This is a genomic window from Caulobacter sp. (assembly GCF_965279145.1).
Lineage (GTDB): Bacteria > Pseudomonadota > Alphaproteobacteria > Caulobacterales > Caulobacteraceae > Caulobacter.
Genome location: NZ_OZ257139.1, coordinates 3124606 through 3145260 on the forward strand (window position 1 = coordinate 3124606; position 20655 = coordinate 3145260).

The window sequence follows — 20655 nt, forward strand, 5'->3', positions numbered from 1 at the left end:
CTGATTACGCTGTCATGACGTCAACCAAGAACGCCGCCCTTGAGACGGCGTCAGGAGGAAACGGGTGATCTCGTCATTTTCAACGCCTCGCCGCGCCTGTCGCTGGCCGCGGTTCCGTCTGGAACGCGCATAGGCGTCCACGCCTTCTCGACGCGGCGAGCCTGCAAGCGCCGCGTCGAGCCTTTTCGTCTTCTCGGCCCCGTGGGCCGGGCCGCCACTACGGGAAACTTCATGTCCGCTCGCCGCCGCTTCGCCCCCGTCTCGGTTCTCGCTCTGCTGCTGGCGGGGGGGCTCGGTGGCGCGGCGCTTTCCCAGACTCCGTCGGCGGTCGCCCATCCCGAACTGTGGCCCAGGGCCGCCAGCCCCGCCGCGATCACCGACGCCAGGACAGAAGCCTTCATCACCGACCTGATGAGCAAGATGAGCCTGGAGGAAAAGGTCGGCCAGACCATCCAGGCCGATGGCGCTTCCATCACCCCGGACGACCTTCGCAAATATCCGCTGGGCTCGGTCGAGGCGGGCGGCAACACCGCGCCGGGCGGTGACGACCGCGCCGCGCCGCGCCTGTGGCTCGACTGGATCAAGGCCTATCGCGCGGTGGCGCTGGAGAAGCGGGAAGGCCACAACGCCATTCCGATCATCTTCGGTATCGACGCCGTGCACGGTCACAACAACATCGTCGGCGCCACGATCTTTCCGCACAATGTGGGCCTGGGCGCGACCCGTGATCCCGACCTGATCCGTCGTATTGGCGCGGTCACGGCCGAGGAGGTGGCGTCGACCGGCGCGGACTGGACGTTCGGGCCCACCGTGGCCGTGCCGCGCGACGAGCGTTGGGGCCGGGCCTACGAGGGCTATGCCGAGGATCCGGAGGTGGTCAAAGCCTATTCCGGCCCGATGACGCTGGGCCTGCAGGGCGAACTGAAGGCTGGGCAGCCGCTGGCTTCCAATCACGTCGTCGGTTCGGCCAAGCACTTCCTGGCGGACGGCGGCACCGCCGACGGCAAGGATCAGGGCGACGCGCAGATTTCAGAGCAGGACCTGATCCGTCTGCACGCCCAGGGCTACCCGCCCGCGATCGACGCGGGGATTCTGACGGTGATGGTGTCGTTCTCCAGCTGGAACGGGGTCAAGCACACCGGCAACAAGAGCCTGCAGACCGACGTCCTGAAAGGCCGCATGGGGTTCGAGGGCTTTGTCGTTGGCGACTGGAACGCCCACGGCCAGGTGGAGGGTTGCGCCAACACCAACTGCCCCCAGGCCTATAACGCCGGCATGGACATGGTTATGGCCCCCGACAGCTGGAAGGGTCTGTTCGACAACACCCTGGCCCAGGTCAAGGACGGTACGATCCCGATGGCCCGGCTGGATGACGCCGTGCGACGGGTGCTGCGCGTCAAGGTCAAGGCGGGTCTGTTCGCCGACAACCGTCCCCTGGAGGGCCGGTTCGAACTGCTGGGCGCTCCGTCCCATCGCGCCGTGGCGCGTGAGGCCGTCCGCAAATCGCTGGTGCTGTTGAAGAACCAGGGTGTTCTGCCGATCAAGAGTTCGGCCCGCGTTCTGGTCGCCGGCGACGGCGCCGACGATATCGGCAAGCAGGCCGGCGGCTGGACCCTGACCTGGCAGGGCACCGGCAACAAGAACAGCGACTTTCCTCTTGGCCAATCGGTCTATGCCGGCATCGCCGAGGCGGTGAAGGCCGGCGGCGGCCAGGTCGAACTGGCGCCCGGCGGCGCCTTCAAGACCAAACCCGACGTGGCCGTGGTGGTGTTCGGCGAGAACCCCTATGCCGAGTTCCAGGGCGACGTGACCAATCTGGAATATCAGCCGGGCGACAAGACAGACCTCGCCCTGATCAAGTCGCTGAAGGCCAAGGGTATTCCGGTGGTCGCGGTGTTCCTGAGCGGCCGGCCGCTGTGGACCAATCCCGAGATCAACGCGGCCGACGCCTTCGTCGCCGCCTGGCTGCCGGGCAGCGAAGGGGGCGGGGTCGCGGACGTGCTGGTCGGCGACAAGGCCGGCAAGCCGCGCCACGACTTCAGCGGCAAGCTCTCATACTCCTGGCCCCGTCGCGCCAATCAGGTTCCGCTCAATCGCGGCGACGCCGGATATGACCCGCAGTTCGCCTATGGATACGGCCTAAGCTACGCCAAGCCAGGGAAGGTGGGCGCGCTTTCGGAAGATCCCGGCGTGGTCTCGGCGGCGGTCAATGTGGATCGCTATTTTATCGCCGGCCGCGCTCCGCCGCCCTGGACCCTCAATGTCGGCGGCGCGGTCGCGGTCAAACCGATCGACGCCGGCGCCCAGGAAAACGCACGCCTGGCCGAGTGGAGCGGGCAGGGCGCGGGCGCGCTGACCGTCATGGGGCAGCCCGTCGACCTGTCTCGCCAGACCACCGGCGACATGGCGGTGATGCTCCGCTACCGCGTGGATGAAGCCCCCGGCAAGCCGGTCTCCCTGGCGATCGCCTGTGGCGAATCCTGCGGGGCGGCGCTAGACGTAACGTCAACTTTCTCTGGCGCGAAAATCGGCGAATGGCGAACGGCCAAGATCAAACTTTCCTGTTTCAAGGCCAAGGGAGCGGACATGACGCATGTTTCGTCCCCCTTCGCCTTGTCGACGTCCGGACGGTTCGCCCTGGCCTTCACCGAGATCAAGCTGGCCTCCAACGAGGGCGACGCCGTCTGTCCCTCGCAATAGCCCAAGCACAAGGAGCGGCCGCATGATCCGCGCGCGTCGTTCCCGCATCGTCGCCACCATTGGCCCGGCCAGCAGCTCGCCGGAAATGATCATCACCCTGGCCAAGGCCGGGGCTGATGTCTTTCGCCTCAATTTCAGCCACGGCGCCCACGAGACCCATGCAGCCGTCTATGCGGCGATCCGGGCGGCCGAGCCGATCGTGGGGCGTCCGCTGGGCATCCTGGCCGACCTGCAGGGGCCAAAGCTGCGCGTGGGCAAGTTCGCCAACGGTCCTGTCCAGCTTCAGGCCGGCCAGGCGTTTCGCTTCGACAGCGATCCGACGCCGGGCGACGAGACCCGCGTCTGCCTGCCGCATCCGGAGATTCTTGTGGCCATGCGCCCCGGCGCCACGCTGCTCCTGGATGACGGCAAGCTGCGGATGACGGTGACCGACGCGGGTCCAGGTTACGCCAACACGCGGGTTGTGAACGGCGGCAAGCTGTCGGAGCGCAAGGGCGTCGCTGTTCCCGACGTCGTCATTCCGATGTCGCCCCTGACGCCGAAGGATCGCGAGGACCTGGCTTTCGCCCTGCGCCTCGGGGTCGACTGGATCGCCCTGTCGTTCGTCCAGGCCCCCGAAGACATGGCCGAGCTGCGCCGCATCGTCGAAGGCCGCGCCGCTGTGCTGGCCAAGATCGAGAAGCCGCAGGCCCTGGAATGCCTGGGCGCGATCATGGATCTCTGTGACGGTGTAATGGTCGCTCGCGGCGACCTGGGCGTCGAGATGGCCCCGGAAGAGGTGCCGGTGGCTCAGAAGGTGATCCTGCGCGCGGCGCGCGAGCGGGGCATTCCGGTGATTGTCGCGACCCAGATGCTGGAGTCCATGACCAGTTCGCCGACCCCGACCCGGGCCGAGGCTTCGGACGTCGCCAACGCGGTCTATGAGGGCGCTGACGCCGTCATGCTTTCGGCCGAGTCTGCGGCTGGCGACTATCCCGAGGAATCGGTGGCGATGATGAATCGCATCATCGAGCGGGTGGAGCGCGATCCGCGCTGGCCCGAACTGATGCAGGCCGAGCAGCCGCACGACGATGACGACGCCGATGTTCTGGTGGTGGCTGCGGCCGGGGCGGCGAAGGCTGGCTCGACCAAGTGCCTGGTGGCGTTCACCACCACCGGCGCCACCGCGCGACGCCTGGCCCGCGAGCGTCCGCTGCAGCCTGTGCTGGCCCTTTCGCCCGAGATCAATGCGGTGCGCCGCATGACCCTGGTCTGGGGTGTGGAGCCGCGTGTCAGCGCTCAGCCCGACAGTCTGGAAGTGGTCACCACCGACGCCGCCAGCCGCGCGCTGGAACTGGGTCTTGTGGCGCCCGGAGAGCGTCTGCTGATCGTGGCGGGGACGCCGTTTGGCGCGCCGGGCGCGGCCAATCTGCTGCGGCTGGCTCACGCCCCGCTGCCGATCCGTAAGCGCTAGCCAAAGGGCGTGGGCAACAGCCGCTCATAGCCGCGCCTGACCGCGCCATAGCATTCGCACGCCATGGATTCGAGGCCGGCGCGGTCCAGGATGTCAACCACGCCGCGTCGATAGCGGATCAGCCCCTTGGTCTGCAGGGAGCCCGCGACGGCGGTCACGGTTGTCCGCTGGACGCCCAGCATGTCGGCCAGAAATTCCTGGGTCAGTTGGACCGTGTCGACGCTGATGCGGTCATGGCACGACAGCAGCCAGCGACAGAAGCGCGCCTCGACGGCGTGCAGGGCATTGCAGGCCACCGACTGGATGGCGTGGCCGAACAGCGCCTCGTTGTGACGGTCGATGAGGCTGCGCAGCACCGGCGCGCGGGGACAGAGATCATGCAGAGCGCCGACGCCGAGCCGCGAGGCCAGGCCGGGCGACTGAACGATCGCACGGGTCAGGGACTGACGGGCGGAGATGCCGGCCATCAGGCCCAGGGCGCCTTCGCGTCCGATGGCGGCGGATTCGATCGCCGCCCCGTTCTCCATCAAGGTCATCAGCGAGATGACGCCGTCGTGGGGGAAATAGATCGTGTCGATCCGATCGCCGGGGTCGTAGAGCAACCGTCCGCGCTCGAGCTCGACCGGCAGAAGGTGGGGCGAGAGGAGGGCGAGTTCGTCGGACGGCAACGCGAGGAGCAGACGGTTCTTCAAGGGGGTTTTTGGCCCTGTCATGGGAGTCGAACGCCGTCGCGCGGCACGGGTTGCAAGCTATAGGTTGGAAGCCAGACCCGCGCGGTCGAGTAGCCGACACAATCCAGTGGGCCGGAAAGCAAATTCAGGGTGTGAGCCCGCACGGATCTAGTTCTGAGAAGACTTCATCTGTCCGCGTTGCGTCGGGTTCCCGACGCACAATGCTTGTCCCGGCCTGCGGTCGTCACCAGGATCGGGGATGCGGAACACTGAAGGCCGCCCAGCGTGAATGGGCGGCCTCCACTGTTCTTGTGTCGTGATGAGGTCAGTTCAGGTCCAGATGAGCCTGAATGCCCAGATCGGGCGCCTTGCCATTGAGATTGGCCTTGGCGATCTCCCACGCCAGTCGCACCGCGCCGCCCTTGGAGATCCATACCTCGGCGTCGCTCACGTCAAACCGCAGCAAGGTCAGATGCGGATCGTCCTTGCCCGCAGGATACCAGGCCGCGACCATCGGGTTCCAGTAGCGGTCTATGCGAGCCTGATCGCGCGTCTCCACCAGCCGACCGTCGATACAACCCTGGAAATCCTGGTCCTTGGACTGCACGACGAACATCGCCTTGTTGTCGCCCTGAGCGACGACCTTCACCAGGTCGGTGTCATCGCTCGAGAAGAACCAGATCGCGCCCTCGTCAGGTTCGGCGAAGGCGGTCATGGGCTGGAAGTGCTGATGGCCGTTGGACAGGCCCAGCATGCCGAAGCGGGCGGCCTCGATCTCTTCCCACAGGCGGCGTTCGGCTTTTTCCTGGTCGTTGATGTCGCGCGACATTGAGTTCTTCCTTGCGATTGCGGATCGCAAGGAAGAACCGATGGTGCGTGCGGAGGTTCCTGAGCTCCAGGTTCGCCCCTTCCGGAGTCGGGTCGGCTGTGACCCTTTCCCTGACTTGAGCGGGATAGGCGCTTGAGGTCAAAAGCCCTGGAGTTTGGCGTAACGGTCGCGATGGAACGACGCGCCGCCAAACAGCGCCTCGGCGACACGAGCGCGCTTCATGTAGAGGCCGGAGTCATGGGCGTCGGTCATGCCGATGCCGCCATGCATCTGGACCATTTCATTGGACGCCAGGTGCAGAACCTCGCAGGCCTTGGCCTTGGCCAGAGAGGCGAGGGCGCGCGTGTCGCCGCCGGCGTCAAAGGCCTCCAGCGCCGCCTCGACGCACGAGCGCGTGGTCTCCAGATCGGTGAACAGCTTGGAGGCGCGGTGTTGCAGCGCCTGGAACGTGCCGATGACCTGGCCGAACTGGGTGCGGGTCTTGAGGTAGTCCAGGGTGATGTCGAAGGCCGCGTTGGCCGTGCCCAGCATCTCGGCCGCCAAGCCCGCATAGGCGCGATCCAGCGTTGGCTCCAGCACCGCCCAGCCCTTGTCGACCTCGCCCAGAACGGCGTCGGCGCCGACCGAGACGTCCTTGAAGGTGATCTGGGCCGCGCCGCGCGAGTCCGCCAGGGCCAAATGCGCCCGGGTCACGCCGGGGGCGTCGCCGGGGACCAGAAACAGGGTCAGGCCATCGGTGTCGCCGGGTTTGCCGCTGGTGCGGGCCACGACGATCAGCAGGTCGGCGGCCTCGCCGTCGATCACGAAGGTCTTGGAGCCGTTCAGGGCGAAGCCGGCGCCGGCGCCGGCGCGGGTCGCCGCCAGAGCGGCTTTGGCGGGGGCGTGGTGCGAGCCTTCATCGACGGCCAGGGTCGCCACGGCCTCGCCCAGGGCGATCTTGTCCAGCCAGGCGGTCTTTTGCGCGTCCGTTCCGGCCAGGGTCAGGGCCGAGGCCGCGATCAGGGCGGTGGAGAGCAGGGGTGAGGCCACCAGGGTGCGGCCGGTCTCTTCCAGCACCAGGCCTAGGCCCAGATAGCCGAAGGCCGAGCCGTTGTGCTCTTCCGGGATAATCACCCCGGCCCAGCCCATCTGGCCCATCTCGGCCCAGGCGGCGGGGTCAAAGCTCTTGCCCGACTTGCTGTCGCGCAGCTTGCGCAGGGCCGCGACGGGGGCGCTATCGGTGGTCCAGCCCTTGGCCGCGTCGCGCAGCATGGTCTGTTCTTCGGTCAGGACGGCCATGTCAGGCGTGCTCCCTCGATTGATGATGGGCGGCCCATTCCAGGGCCTGTTCGAGACGGTCGTTGCCCCAGAAGAGCTCGCCGTCGGCGGTGACGAAACTGGGCGCGCCGAACACGCCCTGGGCGCGGGCGTCGGCGACGTGTTGCTTGAGGCGGGCCTTGACCGGATCGCTGTGAGCGGCGGCAAGGACGTGTTCAGGCGCCGCGCCCACGGCCGCGATCAGCGGGGCCAGGACAGCGGGATCGCTGATGTCGAGGTCGTCGACGAAGTTGGCCTGATAGACCGCCTGGCTGAAGGCCGGCGTCCAGCCGTCCTCAAGACCGACGATCGCGACCCGGGCCGCCAGCAGTCCATTGCGCGGGAACTGGCTGGGGCGGACCAGTGGCAGGCCCTCCCTGTCGCAGACCCGCTGCAAGTCGCGCCACATGTAGGCCCCCTTGACGGGAAAGCTGTTGAACGGGCTGTCGGTCAGGCCCTGCTGTTCGTGAAACAGGGGGCCGATCAGCAGAGGCCGCCAAGCGACCGCCACCCCTGCCTCGGCGGCCAGTCGCTCGATGCGCATGGCCGCCGGATAGGAGTAGGTCGAGGCGAACTCGTACCAGAAGGTCAGCATCGGCTACTGGTGATCCAGCAGGCCGAGGACGCGCTTGGCGACGACGTTGAGATTGACCTCGCTGGTGCCGCCCTCGATCGAATTGCCCTTCGAGCGCAGCATGCCGCGCGTGACGTTCAGTTCGTCCTTGCTGAAGCCTTCGCCTTCCCAGCCCAGACCCTGCAGGCCCATGGCCTCGACCATCAGCTCAAAGCGCTCCTGGTTCATCTTGGCGGCGGCGTACTTGATGATCGAGACGGCGGCGCTGGGGCCCTTGCCTGTCTTCGACTCCTGTTCGGCCCGGCGGACCGTCAGGGCGAAGGCATGGGCGTCCATGCGGTGGGCGGCGATGCGGGCGCGCAGGTCGCCGTCGGCCAGGCGACCGGTCTCGTCGACGCCGATCTCCTTCTTGGCCACGTCGACCAGGTCGAGCCCGCCGCCGCCGCCAAAGCCGCTGGCCGAGATGTTCTGGCGCTCGTACTGGAGCAGCCGCTTGGCGATGTCCCAGCCGCCGTTCAGCTTGCCGACCAGCTGGTCCTTGGGAACCTTCACGTTGTCGAAGAAGGTTTCGCAGAAGGGCGAGGAGCCGCTGATCAGCTTGATCGGGCGCGGATCGACGCCTGGCGTGGTCATGTCGAACAGAACGAACGAGATGCCTTCGTGCTTCTTGGTGGTGTCGGTGCGCACCAGGCAGAAGATCCAGTCGGCCTGGTCGGCATAGCTGGTCCAGACCTTCTGGCCGTTGATCAGATAGTGATCGCCCTTGTCTTCGCACTTGGTCTGCAGGGCCGCGAGGTCAGAGCCCGCGCCGGGTTCGGAATAGCCCTGGCACCAGCGGGTCTCGCCGCGCACGATTCCGGGGATGAACTTCTTCTTCTGTTCCTCGGTGGCGTATTCCAGCAGCACCGGGCCCAGCATCCAGACGCCGAAGCTCATCAGGGCCGGCCGCGCCTTGAGGCGCCGCAGTTCCTGCTCGAGCACCTTGTTCTGGGCCTTGGAGAGGCCGCCGCCGCCATATTCCGCGGGCCACATCGGCGCGGTCCAGCCGCGCTCGGCCATGCGATCCAGCCACAGCTTCGCGTCGGGGTTCTTCCAGACCATCTTGCGACCGCCCCAGGGCGCGTCGTCCTCGCCCATCGGCTCGTGCAGCGACGGCGGATAGTTGGCTTCCAGCCAGGCGCGGGTCTCGGCGCGGAAGGCGTCGAGTTCGGTTCCACCGAAATCGGCCATGGTCGTCTCTCCCTGGGATCTCTCGTCTCGGCGCCTCCGGGACGCCGCTCGCCTCCAGACTACGCGACGGCGCGCGGCGGGCAAGTCGATTCAAACAATCGTTTATCGCAAGGCAGGCGACCCTGTCATGGTTTCGGGGGTATAGGAGCGACTGCCGAGGAATCCCGACTGGGATTCGCCGATCCGGGAACGCGATGTCCGCGCCAGAACTAAGACCCGCGGCCCTGGCGATCGCGCCGACGCTTGCCGCGATCCTCGCCGCCTCCGCCGGCGTCATGCTGCTGGCCTCCGGCGCCACGCCGTCCGAACCGACCCGTTTCGCCTTGCTGCTGGCCTTCGCGCCCGATCTGCTGATCGAGATTAGCCACTTCGTTTCGTCCATCCTGGGCCTTGTCCTGCTGCTGCTGGCGTTTGGCCTGCGCTCGCGTCTGGATGGCGCGTGGTGGGCGGCGGTGATCTCCCTGGCGGCGGCGGCGCTGCTGGCGATCTTCAAGGGTCTGAACTGGGAAGAGACGGCGCTGCTCAGCGTCTGCCTCCTGCTGATCCTGCCCTTCCACGAAGCCTTCCACCGCAAGGCCGCGCTGTTCCGGATGGAGATCACGCCCGGCTGGCTGCTCTCCGCCGCAGCGGCGCTCGCCGGCGCCGGCCTGCTGGGCTGGTGGTCGTTCGCCCATACGGAATTCGCCGACAAGTCCTGGATGAAGGTGCTGGCCGACCATGACGAGGCGGCGCGCGCCATCCGCTCGTCGGTGGCGGCGGCGATCGTCCTGCTGGCCATCGGCGTCTGGCGACTGGTCTCCACGCCCGCCATGCCGGCGGTGGTCGACGATACCGATCCCGATTTCGCCCGCGTACGAGCCATCCTGGTCACGGCCGAGGACGCCGAGCCGGGTTCGAACCTGGCGCTGCTGGGCGACAAGCGCTTCCTGTTCTCGGCCTCGGGCGAGACCTTCCTGATGTTCGGTGTGCGCGGTCGATCTTGGATCGCCCTGGGCCCGCCGGTCGGTCGCAGGGATGAGCGCATGGAGTTGTTCTGGCGGTTCCGCGAACTGGCGGACGCCCACGCGGCGCGCGCCGGGTTCTATGGCCTTGGCCCCGAGGATCTGCCCGACAGCGTCGACCTTGGCCTGGCGATCCAGAAGACCGGCGAAAGCGCCGCTGTGCCCCTGGAGGCGTTTTCGATGGCCGGCCGTCGTCGCGAAGTGCTGCGCCGAAACTGGCGCAAGGCCGGCGAGGGCGGCGCGGCGTTCGAGGTGCTGCCTGTCGGCGGCGCGCTGGCGCTGATGGACGAGTTCAAGACGATCTCGGATTCCTGGCTCAGCCACCATGCGGGGGGCGAAAAAAGCTTCTCGATGGGAGGGTTCGATCCCCGCTACGTGGCCGAGTTCCCGGTCGCCCTGGTGCGCTTCGAAGGCCAGATCGTCGCCTTCGCCACCCTGTGGACCACGGCGCACAAGGCCGCGTTCTCCATGGACCTGATGCGCTACTCCGACGACGCGCCCAAGAACGTCATGGACTATCTGTTCGTCGAGCTGCTGCAGTGGGGCAAGGACGAAGGCTACCAGGCGTTCGAGTTCGGCATGGCGCCGCTGGCCGGCCTGGAAGATCGCCCGCTGGCCCCGATCATGTCGCGCGTGGGTCGTCTGCTCTATGAGCGCGGAGAAGAGATCTACAATTTCCAGGGCGTTCGTCGCTACAAGGACAAATACGACCCTGTCTGGCAGCCGCGCTATATTGCCGCGCCGCACAAGTGGTCGATCCCTTTTCTGCTCGCCGACATCGGTCTGTTGTCTTCCGGCGGCGTCAGCGGCCTGGCCAAGCGCCCGAAACGCGCCGCGACCTAATAGCGCGTCTGGTTGCCCGTCTGCATGCCTAGAAGGTTCAGCAGATGCACGGTCAGCAGCATGATGGCGACCACGCAAAGCATCATCAGCGGACGCCACGGCATGAGGCGCGGGCCCTTTAATATGTTGGGCGGACGCGCGCCGCGCCACCCGCAGAAGACGGCGAGCGCCAGCAGGACGGCGAGGGCGGTGAGGGTGACGGGGATGTCCATGCCCCTCAATGGCCTGCGACAATCGGCCTGGCAAATCGTTAACCTGCGTTAACCCTCTTGCATTTCAGGCACGCTAAACATGGTTAAAGGTGTGTCCTGATTCCTCCACTAATGAATCGTGAACCCACTACATTTAGCGATTTGGTCGCGTTTACACCCCAGGAATCGGTGACTAGCGTTGGTCCCCAAGTGCGGGGAGAACGATTCGTATGACGGCCGCGGCGCCATGGAGCGTAAAGGGGATAGACCCCAAGGCACGTGAGGTCGCGAAAGACCTCGCGCGTCGCTCCGGCATGACGTTGGGCGAATGGCTCAACCGCATGATTATCGAAGGCGAAGGGCAGGGCGGTGACGCTTCGGCCCCGGACGCTTTCGGCGGCGGCGCCCAGGAGCGGTCCTCGCGCCCTTACCTTCATATCGCCAAGGACGATGATGCGCCGCCGCGCATCGAGATCGCCGAGCACCCCGCCGACGAGGTCAGCCGGGTGGCCCTGGCTCTGGACCGCCTGACCGACCGCATCGAGGCGGCCGAGGGCCGCTCGGCCGCCGCCATCTCGGGTATCGACCAATCGGTTCGCGGCGCGCTCAGCCGACTGGGTCAATCCGAACGCGAACAGATCGCCGTGGCCGCCCGGTTCGAGGGCGCTGTCGACGAGATCCGCAGCGAACAGATCCGTTCAGCCGAACGCCTGCGCCGCATCGAATCCGAAGCCGCCGGCCCCCGCTCGGCCGAAGCCCTGCGCGCCCTGGAAGGGGCGTTGGGCAAGGTCGCGGGTCATCTGTACGAGGGTGAAGCCCGCACCCGCGAAGCCATCGCCGCCCTGGAAGCGCGCCTCGACGCGCAACCGGCCACGGCTCAAAGCGATCCCTCGGCCGTCGTCGATGAAGTGGTGGCCCGTTTGGGGCAGCGCCTCGAAGCCGCCGAAACCCGCACCGCCGAGGCGCTGCGCGAACTTGGCGCCTCGTTCTCGGCGCTCGACGGCCGTCTGCAATCGGTCGAGGGCGCGAACCCGGCGACGGGCGTTCAGGAGCGTCTCGACCAACTGGCCGGCGATCTGACCAAGCGCATGGAAGCCGCGCGCCTGGAAATGGCGACCAAGCTGCGCGACAGCGCCGACGGCCGCTTCGATCGCATGGAAAAGAAGCTCGGCGAAATGGCCGCGCACGTGCAGGTCGCCGAGCAGCGCTCGGCCCAGGCCATCGAGCGCATGGGCCGTGAAGTCGTCGGCATGGCCGACGCCTTCAACCGCCGCGTTCAGGCCGCCGAGAGCCGCAACGCCACCGCCATCGAGCAGGTCGGCGGAGAAGTGGCCCGCATCGCCGCGACCGTCGAGCACAAGCTGAACCGCGCCGACAGTGTCCAGGCTCAGGCCCTTGAAAAGCTGGGCGCGGAAATCGCCCGCATTACCGAGAAACTGGCCGAGCGCATCGGCAACGCCGAACGTCGCAACGCCCTGGCCATCGACGATGTCGGCGAACAGGTCACCCGCGTCACCGATCGTCTGAACCAGCGTCACGAACGCTCGTCGCAGGAACTGATCGATCGTATCCGCCAGAGCGAGGAGCGCACCGCGCGCATGCTCGACGAGGCGCGCGACAAGATCGACACGCGCCTGAGCGACGCCCAGCGCAAGCTCGCCGAGCAGGCGGTCGCCCAGCCGGCCGCCGCGCCGGCGCCCGTGGTTCGCGCGCCGGCCTCGCCGTTCGAGAACAGCAACTACTCGTTCGGCAGCGAAGACCCTGTCGAGGAAGACGTCTTCAATACGCCGCCTCCGGTTACTCGCCCGCCTGTGTCATTCGAGGTCGCGGCCTTCCCGGCAGCCGACCCGGAGCCGCCCAGCTTCGACGATGAAGACTATGAGGCCGCCGACGGCTTCGTGGGTCAACAACCGTCCACGGCCGACGCGTCCTTCGCGCCCGCGTCGGATTTCGGAACCTTCGCCGCTCCCGAGGCCGAGGCCTCGCGCCCGTTGTCCACACGCGAAGTGATCGAGCAGGCCCGCGCCGCCGCCCGCGCCGCCGCCGCTGTCGACGCCAAGGTCAAGAAGGACGGCAAGAAGGAAAAGCCCGCCAAGGCGCCGCGCACGTCGCTGTTCGCCGGCTTCGGCAAGCCTTCGACCAAGGCCGCCAAGCGCCGGATGGGTTCGACCGTCGCCACCGCCCTGATGGTGTTCGGCGTCGCCGGCGCCCTGGGCGCGGGCGTTGCCGGCCTGCTGCTGCCCGATCACAGCGACACCCAGGTCCCTGACCGCGTGGCCCAGGCCATCGCCGGCCGCAAGGCCGATGTGGAGGTCAAGACCGGCGAAGCCGACACCACGCCCGGTCAGCCGCGCGCCGCCATCGCCCTCGCGCCGCAACTGATCACGCCGACCACCGTGACCCCGCCGCCGCCCCCGCCGCCGCAGGAAAACGCCCAGGCGCTCTTCGACGAAGGCGTCCGCAAGATCGAGGCAAAGGACCGTTCCGGCGTCGACATCATGAAGCAGGCCGCCAATCTTGGCCTGCCGCGCGCCCAGTTCTATCTCGGCAAGATGTACGAGATGGGCGAGGGCGGCGTGAAGAAGGACCTCGCCGAGGCCCGTCGCTGGACCGAGCGCGCCGCCGCTTCTGGCGATCCGCGCGCCATGCACAATCTGGCGCTCTTCTATTTCAAGGGCCAGGGCGGCCCCAAGAATTCGACCACCGCCGCCACCTGGTTCCGCAAGGCGGCCGACCAGGGTCTGGTCGACAGCCAGTTCAATCTCGCCCAGCTCTATGAGGGCGGTTGGGGCGTCAGCCAGAACCCGGCCGAGGCCTACAAGTGGTACGTGATCGCGGGCCGCGCCGGCGACGCCACCTCCAAGGCGCGCGCCACCGCCCTGCGGCCGCAACTGACCGCCGAGGCCCAGCGCACCGCCGACCGTTCGGCCTATGCCTTCCGCGCCCAGTCTGTGACCGCCATGGTCGCCGCCAATACGTCGACGGCGCCGGGCTCGGCGGGCCTGGGCACGGCCCAGCAGGCGCTCTCGCAACTGGGCTATTACCAGGGGCCTCGCGATGGCGTCGCCTCACCGGCCCTGCGCATGGCGATCGCCGCCTATCAGCGCGATCAGGGCCTGCAGGCGTCGGGCGCCCTGGATACCGAAACCCTGAGCCGGCTTTCGGTCTATACGCGTTGACCGCGCGGGCGGTCGGCGGCAATCAAGGGGTTCGCCCCAAGCCGTTCGGTCCCTGACGCGTGCACCTGTATCTCCCCATCGCCGAAGTGTCGGTGAACGCGCTGCTCTTGGTGGTGCTGGGAGGGCTGGTCGGCTTCATCTCTGGAATGTTCGGCATCGGCGGCGGCTTCCTGATGACGCCGGTGCTGGTGTTCATGGGCATCCCCCCGGTGGTGGCCGTGGCCAGCGAGGCCAACCATGTGGCGGCATCCTCCGTCTCCAGCGTCATCGCCTATAGCCGCAAGCGGGTCGTCGACTTTCGCATGGGCGGCGTTCTGGCCGCCGGCGGGGCTGTCGGATCGTTCGCCGGGGTCGAGATCTTCCGCTGGCTTCGCCTGATCGGGCAGGCCGACCTGGCGGTCTCGCTCTCCTATCTGGTCTTCCTGGGGATCATCGGCGGCCTGATGCTGACCGAGTCCGTCGGCGCCATCCTGCGGCGTCGTCGCGGCGAGACGCCCAAGCCCCGGCGCGAGCGGCGGCCGATGCTGCTCTACGCCCTGCCGTTCAAGGTGCGGTTCCCGCGCTCGCGGCTCTATATCAGCGTCATTCCGCCGATCCTGCTGGGCGTGTTCGTGGGCGTGCTGTCGGCGATCATGGGCGTCGGCGGCGGTTTCATCCTGGTGCCGGCGATGATCTATCTGCTGCGCATGCCCGCCCCCGTGGTGGTGGGCACCAGCCTCTTCCAGATTGTCATCACCACCTCGCTGACCAGCATATTGCAGGCGGGGCGCAACCAGACGGTCGATATCGTGTTGGCGACCCTGCTGCTGATCGGCGGCGTGGTCGGCGCCCAGTTGGGCGCGCGGGCGTCAGGTCGCTTCCGGGCCGAGGAACTTCGGGCCCTGCTGGCCCTGCTGGTGTTGCTGGTCGGCCTGCGGATGGGATTGGGCCTCTTCCTGACGCCCAGCGAGCCGTTCGTGCTGATGATGGGCGCGGCTCGATGACCCCCGTCGCCGCCACGCCGCCGCCCGCCGTCTCCGCAGCCCTGACCGAGACCGAGATCAAGGTCACTTCCGGCTTTCGCGGCGCGAGCATCGTGCTCTATGGCGCGGTCTTCGATCCGGGTTCCAGGCCCAGCGACGTCATCGTCATCGTGCGTGGCCCGGACCAGCCGATCCGTATCGCCCGAAAAAGCAAGGTCGCCGGCCTCTGGCTCAATGGCCGGCCGGTCGTCTTCGAAGGCGCGCCGGGCTTCTATCGCGTGGCGTCCACACGGCCCCTGGGCGAGATCGCCGGCTTTGGCCCCTTGCGCCGACTGGGCGCGGGCCTGGAGCATCTGGCCATCGCCGCGCCGCTGGAGCAGAGGGTCGAGACCCGTTACGGCGTCCGGGACGTCGTGGTCAGCCGACTGGGCGCCGACTATCTGGAATGGCGCCGCGCCGTGCTGCGGCTGAAGAGCCAGGCGGGCCTCTACGCCGCCGACCCCACGGGCGTGCGCTTCGTCGACAAGGGCCTGTTCCGGGCGGGCGTCGATCTGCCCGCCGAGGCCCCGATCGGCCGCTATGAAGCACGCATCATCCTCTTTCAGGATGGAAAACCTGTATCGATCCGTGACAGAAGCCTGATCGTCGAGAAGGTCGGCGCGGAACGCGCGCTCTATCTGTTCGCCAAAGATCGTCCGTGGACCTATGGGCTCGTCTCGGTAATAGTCGCCCTCGGGGCAGGGTGGGCCGCTTCGGCGGCCTTCCGGAGGAGTTGAGTCATGAGCGAGCCCGTGGCGGATCGCGTACCGGCGCCGCCGGCGGTTTGGGTGTTTGGGCTGTCGACCCTGATACCGTTTTTCGTGGCCTCGGGCCTGTTCTGCTATGGCCCGCCGGCCGCGCAGAGCGGCGCGCTGATTTCGCTGCTGGCCTATTCGACGGCGATGGTTTCGTATTTCGGCGGCGTTCGCACCGGGCTCGAGATCGAAAATCCCAGTCCCCGCTGGGTGGTGCTGGGACTTTCCCTGCTGTTTCCCCTGGCCGGTTTCGGCCTGCTGCTGGGCGAGCTTCGGTTTGAGCCCGCGTGGCAACTGTCGGGCTTTCTGCTGGTCTTCCTGCTGCAGTGGGTCTGGGATGTGAACGACCATGACGGGCCGGCCTGGCGACCCAGGATGCGAACCCTGCTGACCTCGGGCGCGGCCGTGTCGCTGGCCTTTGCCCTGGAACAAGCCCTGCACATGTAGACCGGCGTTGTCGTCGACAGCGCCGACCGACTTCGGCGGCCGCTCGAAAGGTCAGTCGGGACGCAGGGAGCGCGGCCCGATCGCGTGAACCTTCTGCTTTCCCAGGGCGGCCGCCAGCAGCGGTCCGCCGAACAGGCCTGAAAAGGCCCGATCCAGAACATTCAGGCCGCCCGTATAGGCGCCAAAGGCCGGCAGGATCAGCCGCGAGCCGTCAGTGACGAAGCAGCGCCGACGCACGCTGCCGCGCCCGCTCGACACCCGGGCCGCCGGATGCAGGTGCCCGGCGACTTCACCGGGCTGCAGCCCACCCTGAGGTTCGTGGCGCAGGACGAGGCCCAGGATCGAGGCCTCGTCTATCACCTGGCCGGGCAGACCTTTCGGGCCGTCCTCGTCATGGTTGCCGACGGCCCAGACCAGGTCGCGGCCCCGCGCGAGGCCGCGCAAGCGCTCGGCGTCGTCGGCCGCCAGCCGGCTCTCGCCGTCGCCGTCGTGAAAGCTGTCGCCCAGGAAGATCAGGCACGTCGGAGTGAGGTCGGTGATCTCGCGATCCAGCCGATCCAGGGTCTCGCGCGTGTCGTAGGGCGGCAGCATCTGGCCGTGGCGAGCGGCATAGCTGCTGCCCTTCTCGAAGTGCAGGTCGGCGACCACCAGGGTGCGTTCGGATTCCAGCCACAGGGCGCCTGACCCGCGCAGCACGACGCTGGCGCCCGACAGCTCGATCCGCAGACCGCCGCAGGCATTGGCTTCGAACCGGGTCACGCCATGGCCTCCGAGATCAGGTCTTCCTCGGCCTCGGCCAGGATCATTTCACCGGCGGCGTCGCCTGGCGCGCGCTCGCGGCCGATCTCCAGCATGATGGGGACGGCGAAGGGCGAGACGCGGTCCAGGCTGACGGCGCGGATGTGGCCCTTCACACGCGCCAGCATGTCACCCAGCCGCGCCACGTCCAGCTGACCCGTGGCGGCGTCCTGGCGGGCGCAGCGCAGCAGCAGGTGGTCGGGCTGGTGGCGGCGCAGGACGTCATAGATCAGGTCGGTCGAGAAGGTGACCTGCCGTCCGGACTTCTCCTGGCCCGGATGCCGACGCTCGATCAGGCCGGAGATCAGGGCGCAGGCCTTGAAGGCGCGCTTCATCATGAAGCTCTCTTCCAGCCAGGCTTCCAGATCATCGCCCAGCATGTCCTGGTCGAACAGCTCGTCCAGATCCAGGTCGTTCATGGGCTTCAGCGACCAGGCATTCAGGGCGTAGTCGTTGCAGACGAAGCCCAGCGGCCCGACGCCAAGCCTGTCCAGTCGGCGGGTCAGCAGCATGGCCAGGGTGGTGTGGGCGATCCGTCCCTCGAACGGATAGCAGACCATGTGGAAGCGCTTCCCGCGCGGGAAGGTCTCCAGCAGCATCTCGGTCTCGTCGGGCAGGGCCGAGCGAACCTTCTGCCAGGCCAGCCATTCCTGCACGTCGGGCGGCAGGGCCAGCCACTCGGTCTCGTCGTGCATCATCTTGCGCACCCGGCTGGCCAGATAGGTCGAGAGCGGGAATTTCGAGCCGCCCCAGCTGGGCATCTTCGGGTCGTCATTGGGCGCGGGGCTGACGAAGGCGTCGGCCCCGACCAGGCTATTGAAGCGCCAGACCTGGCCGGCGAAGATGAAGGTGTCCCCGGGCGCCAATTGCTCGAAATAGCCTTCCTCGGCCTCGCCGATCTTGCGTCCGCCCATCGGCCGCTTGCCGCCGCCGATCCTGACATTGACCGTCGCGGCCGAGACGATCGCGCCGACATTCATGCGGTGGCGTTGCACGGTCTGGGCGTCTCGCGCGCGCCACAGGCCGTCCTGGCCCGGTACGATGCGGCGGAACTTGTCATAGGATTTCAGGGCGTAGCCGCCGGTCGAGACGAAATCGACCACGCTCTCGAAGTCTTCCCATGACAGCTCCGCATAGGGGCCGGCGGTGCGGACCTCTTCGTAAAGGGCCAGCAGGGCGAAGGGCTCGGAGCAGGCGCAGCCCATGATGTGCTGGGCCAGCACGTCCAGGGTTCCGGTGCGCTCGGGCTCGCCGTCCAGATGGTTTTCCAGAATGGCGTCGGCGGCGGCGCGGCACTCCAGCATCTCGAAACGGCTGGCGGGCACGAAGAGGGCGCGGCTGGGCTCGTCCAGGCGGTGGTTGGCGCGGCCGATCCGCTGGACCATCCGCGAGGCGCCCTTGGGCGCGGCCAGCTGGATCACCAGGTCGACGTCGCCCCAGTCGATACCCATGTCGAGCGTCGAAGTGCAGACCACGGCCCGCAACGCGCCCTTGGCCATCGCCGCCTCGACCTTGCGGCGCTGCTCGGCCGACAGGCTGCCATGGTGCAGGGCGATCGGCAGGCCCTCGTCGTTCAGCTCCCAAAGCTTCTGGAAGGCGAATTCGGCCTGGAAGCGGGTGTTGACGAAGACCAGGGCGGTCTTGGAGCTCTTGATGATCTCGTAGACCTCGGCCATCGCGTGCTCGGCGGTGTGGCCCGCCCAGGGCACCCGGCCGCCGGAGACCAGCACCTCGACCACCGGCTGGGCGCCGCCGGAGCCGAGGACGAGGTCGACGGACGTCAAATCCTCCCCCTGAAGGGGGAGGCGGCGCGGAGCGCCGGAGGGGGGAGCCGTCGAGGACGAGAGAAGACTTCCCCCTCCGTCGGCTTCGCCGACACCTCCCCCGTCAGGGGGAGGATGATTCACCCCCAGCCACCGCCGCACCAGCCCCGGGTCATCGACCGTCGCCGACAATCCCACCCGCCGCATCTTCGGCGCGAAAAGCTGAAGCCGCGCCAGATGCAGGGCCAGCAGGTCGCCCCGCTTGGACGGCCAGATGGCGTGGGCCTCGTCGATGATCACGCAGGAGAGATCGGCAAAGTATTCGCGGGCGCCTTCCCAGGCGCAGAACAGGCCCAGTTGCTCGGGCGTGGTCAGCAGGATGTCCGGCGGCTTGATCCGCTGGCGGGCCTTGCGACTCTCGCCCGTGTCGCCGGTGCGACTTTCGGCGACGATCTTCAGCCCCATCTCGCGGATCGGGGTCATCAGATTGCGCTCGACATCCACGGCCAGGGCCTTGAGCGGCGAGATGTAGAGGGTGTGGACGCCGGCCGGGGTGTTGCGCGGCGCGCGTTCAGACAGCTCGATCAGGCTGGGCAGGAAGCCCGCCAGGGTCTTGCCGCCACCGGTGGGGGCGATCAGCAGGGCGCTGCGACCGGCCCGGGCCTTGGCCAGCATGTCCAGTTGATGGGCGCGCGGAGTCCAGCCGCGCGCGGCGAACCAGTCCTGAAAGCGGGGAGGTAGGGCGGAGGCCGCATGCATCGCTCGCGGATATAGCATGTTCCTGTTCCGTTTCCAGACGAACCGCGTTGGCCTTTGCTTGGGCGCCGGAACATTCGCCTCCCAGGCAGCAACGCTTGACGCTGCTCGCTCAGCGACAACAATCGCCGCTGTTGCGTGGGGATGTCATGATCTCGAAGGTGCTCGCGGTCCTTCTGGGGGTGGTCGCGCTGGTCGGGGAACTGCCCGCCCAGGCGCGCCAGGTCGCGCCGGTTTCCGCAGCCAAGACGGCCGAGGATCCCGACTTCTCCGCCCTGCTGAAGCGGGCGCGGGCCGGGGACTCATCGACCTATGTCGATGTCGCCTTTCACTATCTGGACGCCGAGGATGACAAGCGTGACGTCGACGAGGCGTCGCGCTGGCTGTCGGCCGGCGTGGCGGCGGGCGATCCCGAGGCCATGGTCGAGCTGGGCAATCTCTATTTCGACGGCGACGGCTTCCCCGAGGATCACCGAAAGGCGCTGGACCTCTACCGCCGCGCCGCCGACCTCGGAAACCTGGACGGGATCTACAATGTCGGCGTCGTTCATGAGGGCGGCGGCGGGGTGAAGGCCAACCTCGTCGAGGCCCTGCGCTGGTACCGACGCGCGGCCGATGCGGGGTCCGAGATCGGCATGTTCCAGGTCGCCAACGCCTATCAGCATGGGCGGGGCGTACGGACCGACCTGGGCCAGGCCATCCATTGGCTGCGCAAGGCGGTGGAGGCGGGCTCGGCCTCGGCCATGAACGACCTCGGCGCGCTCTATTCGGCGGGCGAGGGCGTGCCGCAGGACGATGTCGAGGCCCTGAAGCTGTTCACCGCCTCGGCGCGCAACGGCTCGGCCATCGCCATGGCCAATGTCGCGGTGGTGCATCACAACGGCGAGGGCGTGCCGGTCGACTATGTAGAGGCTATCCGCTGGTACCAGCTGGCGGCCGACAACGGCTACCTCCCGGCCTTCTATCGGCTGGGCGCCATGTGCGAGGCGGGCGAGGGCATCCGCTATGATCAGGACGTCGCGCTGGGCATGTATCGCCGCGCCGCCGAGAGCGACGATCCGGTGCTTCGGCAAAAGGCCAGGACAGCGATCGACCGGCTGGAGCACGGTGACGACGAGGATCCTCGCGCGGTGTGATCCGTTCGCATTCTGTTTCCGCCGCCAAGGTG

At 67.8% G+C, this 20655-nt stretch carries 15 protein-coding genes and 1 pseudogene; 8 read left to right on the forward strand and 8 right to left on the reverse strand.

What is annotated here, in order from left to right:
• Positions 1–231 precede the first annotated feature (231 nt).
• Positions 232–2700: a glycoside hydrolase family 3 protein gene (locus ACQY9P_RS14580; RefSeq protein ID WP_421738562.1), complete on the forward strand. Its 2469-nt coding sequence runs from the start codon at positions 232–234 to the stop codon at positions 2698–2700.
• A gap of 22 nt (positions 2701–2722) precedes the next feature.
• On the forward strand, positions 2723–4153 hold the full coding sequence (pyk, locus tag ACQY9P_RS14585; RefSeq protein WP_421738561.1) for a pyruvate kinase: 1431 nt from the start codon (positions 2723–2725) through the stop codon (positions 4151–4153).
• On the opposite strand, the gene ACQY9P_RS14590 is transcribed toward pyk, so the two are convergent.
• The 5 genes from ACQY9P_RS14590 to ACQY9P_RS14610 form a co-directional block, all read right to left on the reverse strand.
• The gene (locus ACQY9P_RS14590; protein ID WP_421738560.1) at positions 4150–4845 is read right to left on the reverse strand and encodes a Crp/Fnr family transcriptional regulator; all 696 of its coding nucleotides are present in this window, start codon (positions 4843–4845) and stop codon (positions 4150–4152) included. The genes pyk and ACQY9P_RS14590 overlap by 4 nt on opposite strands.
• A 304-nt stretch (positions 4846–5149) precedes the next feature.
• A complete protein-coding gene (locus ACQY9P_RS14595) occupies positions 5150–5653 on the reverse strand; it encodes a pyridoxamine 5'-phosphate oxidase family protein (protein ID WP_421738559.1) in 504 nt (167 codons plus the stop codon).
• A gap of 138 nt (positions 5654–5791) precedes the next feature.
• A complete protein-coding gene (locus tag ACQY9P_RS14600) occupies positions 5792–6931 on the reverse strand; it encodes an acyl-CoA dehydrogenase family protein (RefSeq protein WP_421738558.1) in 1140 nt (379 codons plus the stop codon).
• A gap of 1 nt (position 6932) precedes the next feature.
• Positions 6933–7544: a 2-hydroxychromene-2-carboxylate isomerase gene (locus tag ACQY9P_RS14605; protein ID WP_421738557.1), complete on the reverse strand. Its 612-nt coding sequence runs from the start codon at positions 7542–7544 to the stop codon at positions 6933–6935.
• A gap of 3 nt (positions 7545–7547) precedes the next feature.
• On the reverse strand, positions 7548–8753 hold the full coding sequence (locus ACQY9P_RS14610) for an acyl-CoA dehydrogenase family protein (RefSeq protein WP_421738556.1): 1206 nt from the start codon (positions 8751–8753) through the stop codon (positions 7548–7550).
• 194 nt (positions 8754–8947) lie between these two features.
• On the opposite strand from ACQY9P_RS14610, the gene ACQY9P_RS14615 reads away from it, so the two are divergent.
• The gene (locus ACQY9P_RS14615) at positions 8948–10597 is read left to right on the forward strand and encodes a phosphatidylglycerol lysyltransferase domain-containing protein (protein WP_421738555.1); all 1650 of its coding nucleotides are present in this window, start codon (positions 8948–8950) and stop codon (positions 10595–10597) included.
• On the opposite strand, the gene ACQY9P_RS14620 is transcribed toward ACQY9P_RS14615, so the two are convergent.
• On the reverse strand, positions 10594–10809 hold the full coding sequence (locus tag ACQY9P_RS14620) for a hypothetical protein (protein WP_421738554.1): 216 nt from the start codon (positions 10807–10809) through the stop codon (positions 10594–10596). The two genes, ACQY9P_RS14615 and ACQY9P_RS14620, sit on opposite strands and share 4 nt — an antisense overlap.
• Positions 10810–11018: 209 nt before the next feature.
• Between ACQY9P_RS14620 and ACQY9P_RS14625 the strand changes: the two genes are divergently transcribed.
• From ACQY9P_RS14625 to ACQY9P_RS14640, 4 genes are read left to right on the forward strand one after another with little or no spacing between them, the layout of a single operon-like run.
• On the forward strand, positions 11019–13967 hold the full coding sequence (locus ACQY9P_RS14625) for a peptidoglycan-binding protein (RefSeq protein WP_421738553.1): 2949 nt from the start codon (positions 11019–11021) through the stop codon (positions 13965–13967).
• A 59-nt stretch (positions 13968–14026) separates the two neighbouring features.
• Positions 14027–14950 carry a sulfite exporter TauE/SafE family protein gene (locus ACQY9P_RS14630; RefSeq protein WP_421738552.1) on the forward strand — a complete coding sequence of 308 codons (924 nt, stop codon included), beginning with the start codon at positions 14027–14029 and terminating at the stop codon, positions 14948–14950.
• Positions 14947–15705 (forward strand): TIGR02186 family protein, encoded by a 759-nt coding sequence (locus ACQY9P_RS14635; protein WP_421738551.1) that lies wholly within the window; start codon positions 14947–14949, stop codon positions 15703–15705. Before ACQY9P_RS14630 ends, ACQY9P_RS14635 begins: the two co-directional genes overlap by 4 nt.
• Before the next feature lie 3 nt (positions 15706–15708).
• Positions 15709–16170 carry a DUF3429 domain-containing protein gene (locus ACQY9P_RS14640; protein WP_421738550.1) on the forward strand — a complete coding sequence of 154 codons (462 nt, stop codon included), beginning with the start codon at positions 15709–15711 and terminating at the stop codon, positions 16168–16170.
• A 51-nt stretch (positions 16171–16221) separates the two neighbouring features.
• Here ACQY9P_RS14640 and pdeM read toward each other — a convergent pair whose 3' ends face one another.
• Together pdeM and ACQY9P_RS14650 are read right to left on the reverse strand one after the other, a co-directional pair.
• Positions 16222–16929: a ligase-associated DNA damage response endonuclease PdeM gene (pdeM, locus tag ACQY9P_RS14645; protein WP_421738549.1), complete on the reverse strand. Its 708-nt coding sequence runs from the start codon at positions 16927–16929 to the stop codon at positions 16222–16224.
• Positions 16926–19490: pseudogene (locus tag ACQY9P_RS14650) on the reverse strand (ligase-associated DNA damage response DEXH box helicase). The gene pdeM and the pseudogene ACQY9P_RS14650 overlap by 4 nt, the downstream one beginning before the upstream one ends.
• A 146-nt stretch (positions 19491–19636) precedes the next feature.
• Between ACQY9P_RS14650 and ACQY9P_RS14655 the strand changes: the two are divergent.
• Positions 19637–20623, forward strand: a complete 987-nt coding sequence (locus tag ACQY9P_RS14655; RefSeq protein WP_421738548.1) for a tetratricopeptide repeat protein — start codon at positions 19637–19639, stop codon at positions 20621–20623.
• The last annotated feature ends 32 nt before the right edge of the window (positions 20624–20655 follow it).

Coding starts and splice junctions, on each gene's coding strand:
- ACQY9P_RS14635 (WP_421738551.1), top strand. CDS start 14,947: ATGACCCCCGTCGCCGCCACGCCGCCGCCCGCCGTCTCCGCAGCCCTG.
- ACQY9P_RS14600 (WP_421738558.1), bottom strand. CDS start 6,931: ATGGCCGTCCTGACCGAAGAACAGACCATGCTGCGCGACGCGGCCAAG.
- ACQY9P_RS14640 (WP_421738550.1), top strand. CDS start 15,709: ATGAGCGAGCCCGTGGCGGATCGCGTACCGGCGCCGCCGGCGGTTTGG.
- pyk (WP_421738561.1), top strand. CDS start 2,723: ATGATCCGCGCGCGTCGTTCCCGCATCGTCGCCACCATTGGCCCGGCC.
- ACQY9P_RS14610 (WP_421738556.1), bottom strand. CDS start 8,753: ATGGCCGATTTCGGTGGAACCGAACTCGACGCCTTCCGCGCCGAGACC.
- ACQY9P_RS14595 (WP_421738559.1), bottom strand. CDS start 5,653: ATGTCGCGCGACATCAACGACCAGGAAAAAGCCGAACGCCGCCTGTGG.
- ACQY9P_RS14620 (WP_421738554.1), bottom strand. CDS start 10,809: ATGGACATCCCCGTCACCCTCACCGCCCTCGCCGTCCTGCTGGCGCTC.
- ACQY9P_RS14655 (WP_421738548.1), top strand. CDS start 19,637: ATGATCTCGAAGGTGCTCGCGGTCCTTCTGGGGGTGGTCGCGCTGGTC.
- ACQY9P_RS14580 (WP_421738562.1), top strand. CDS start 232: ATGTCCGCTCGCCGCCGCTTCGCCCCCGTCTCGGTTCTCGCTCTGCTG.
- ACQY9P_RS14605 (WP_421738557.1), bottom strand. CDS start 7,544: ATGCTGACCTTCTGGTACGAGTTCGCCTCGACCTACTCCTATCCGGCG.
- ACQY9P_RS14615 (WP_421738555.1), top strand. CDS start 8,948: ATGTCCGCGCCAGAACTAAGACCCGCGGCCCTGGCGATCGCGCCGACG.
- ACQY9P_RS14625 (WP_421738553.1), top strand. CDS start 11,019: ATGACGGCCGCGGCGCCATGGAGCGTAAAGGGGATAGACCCCAAGGCA.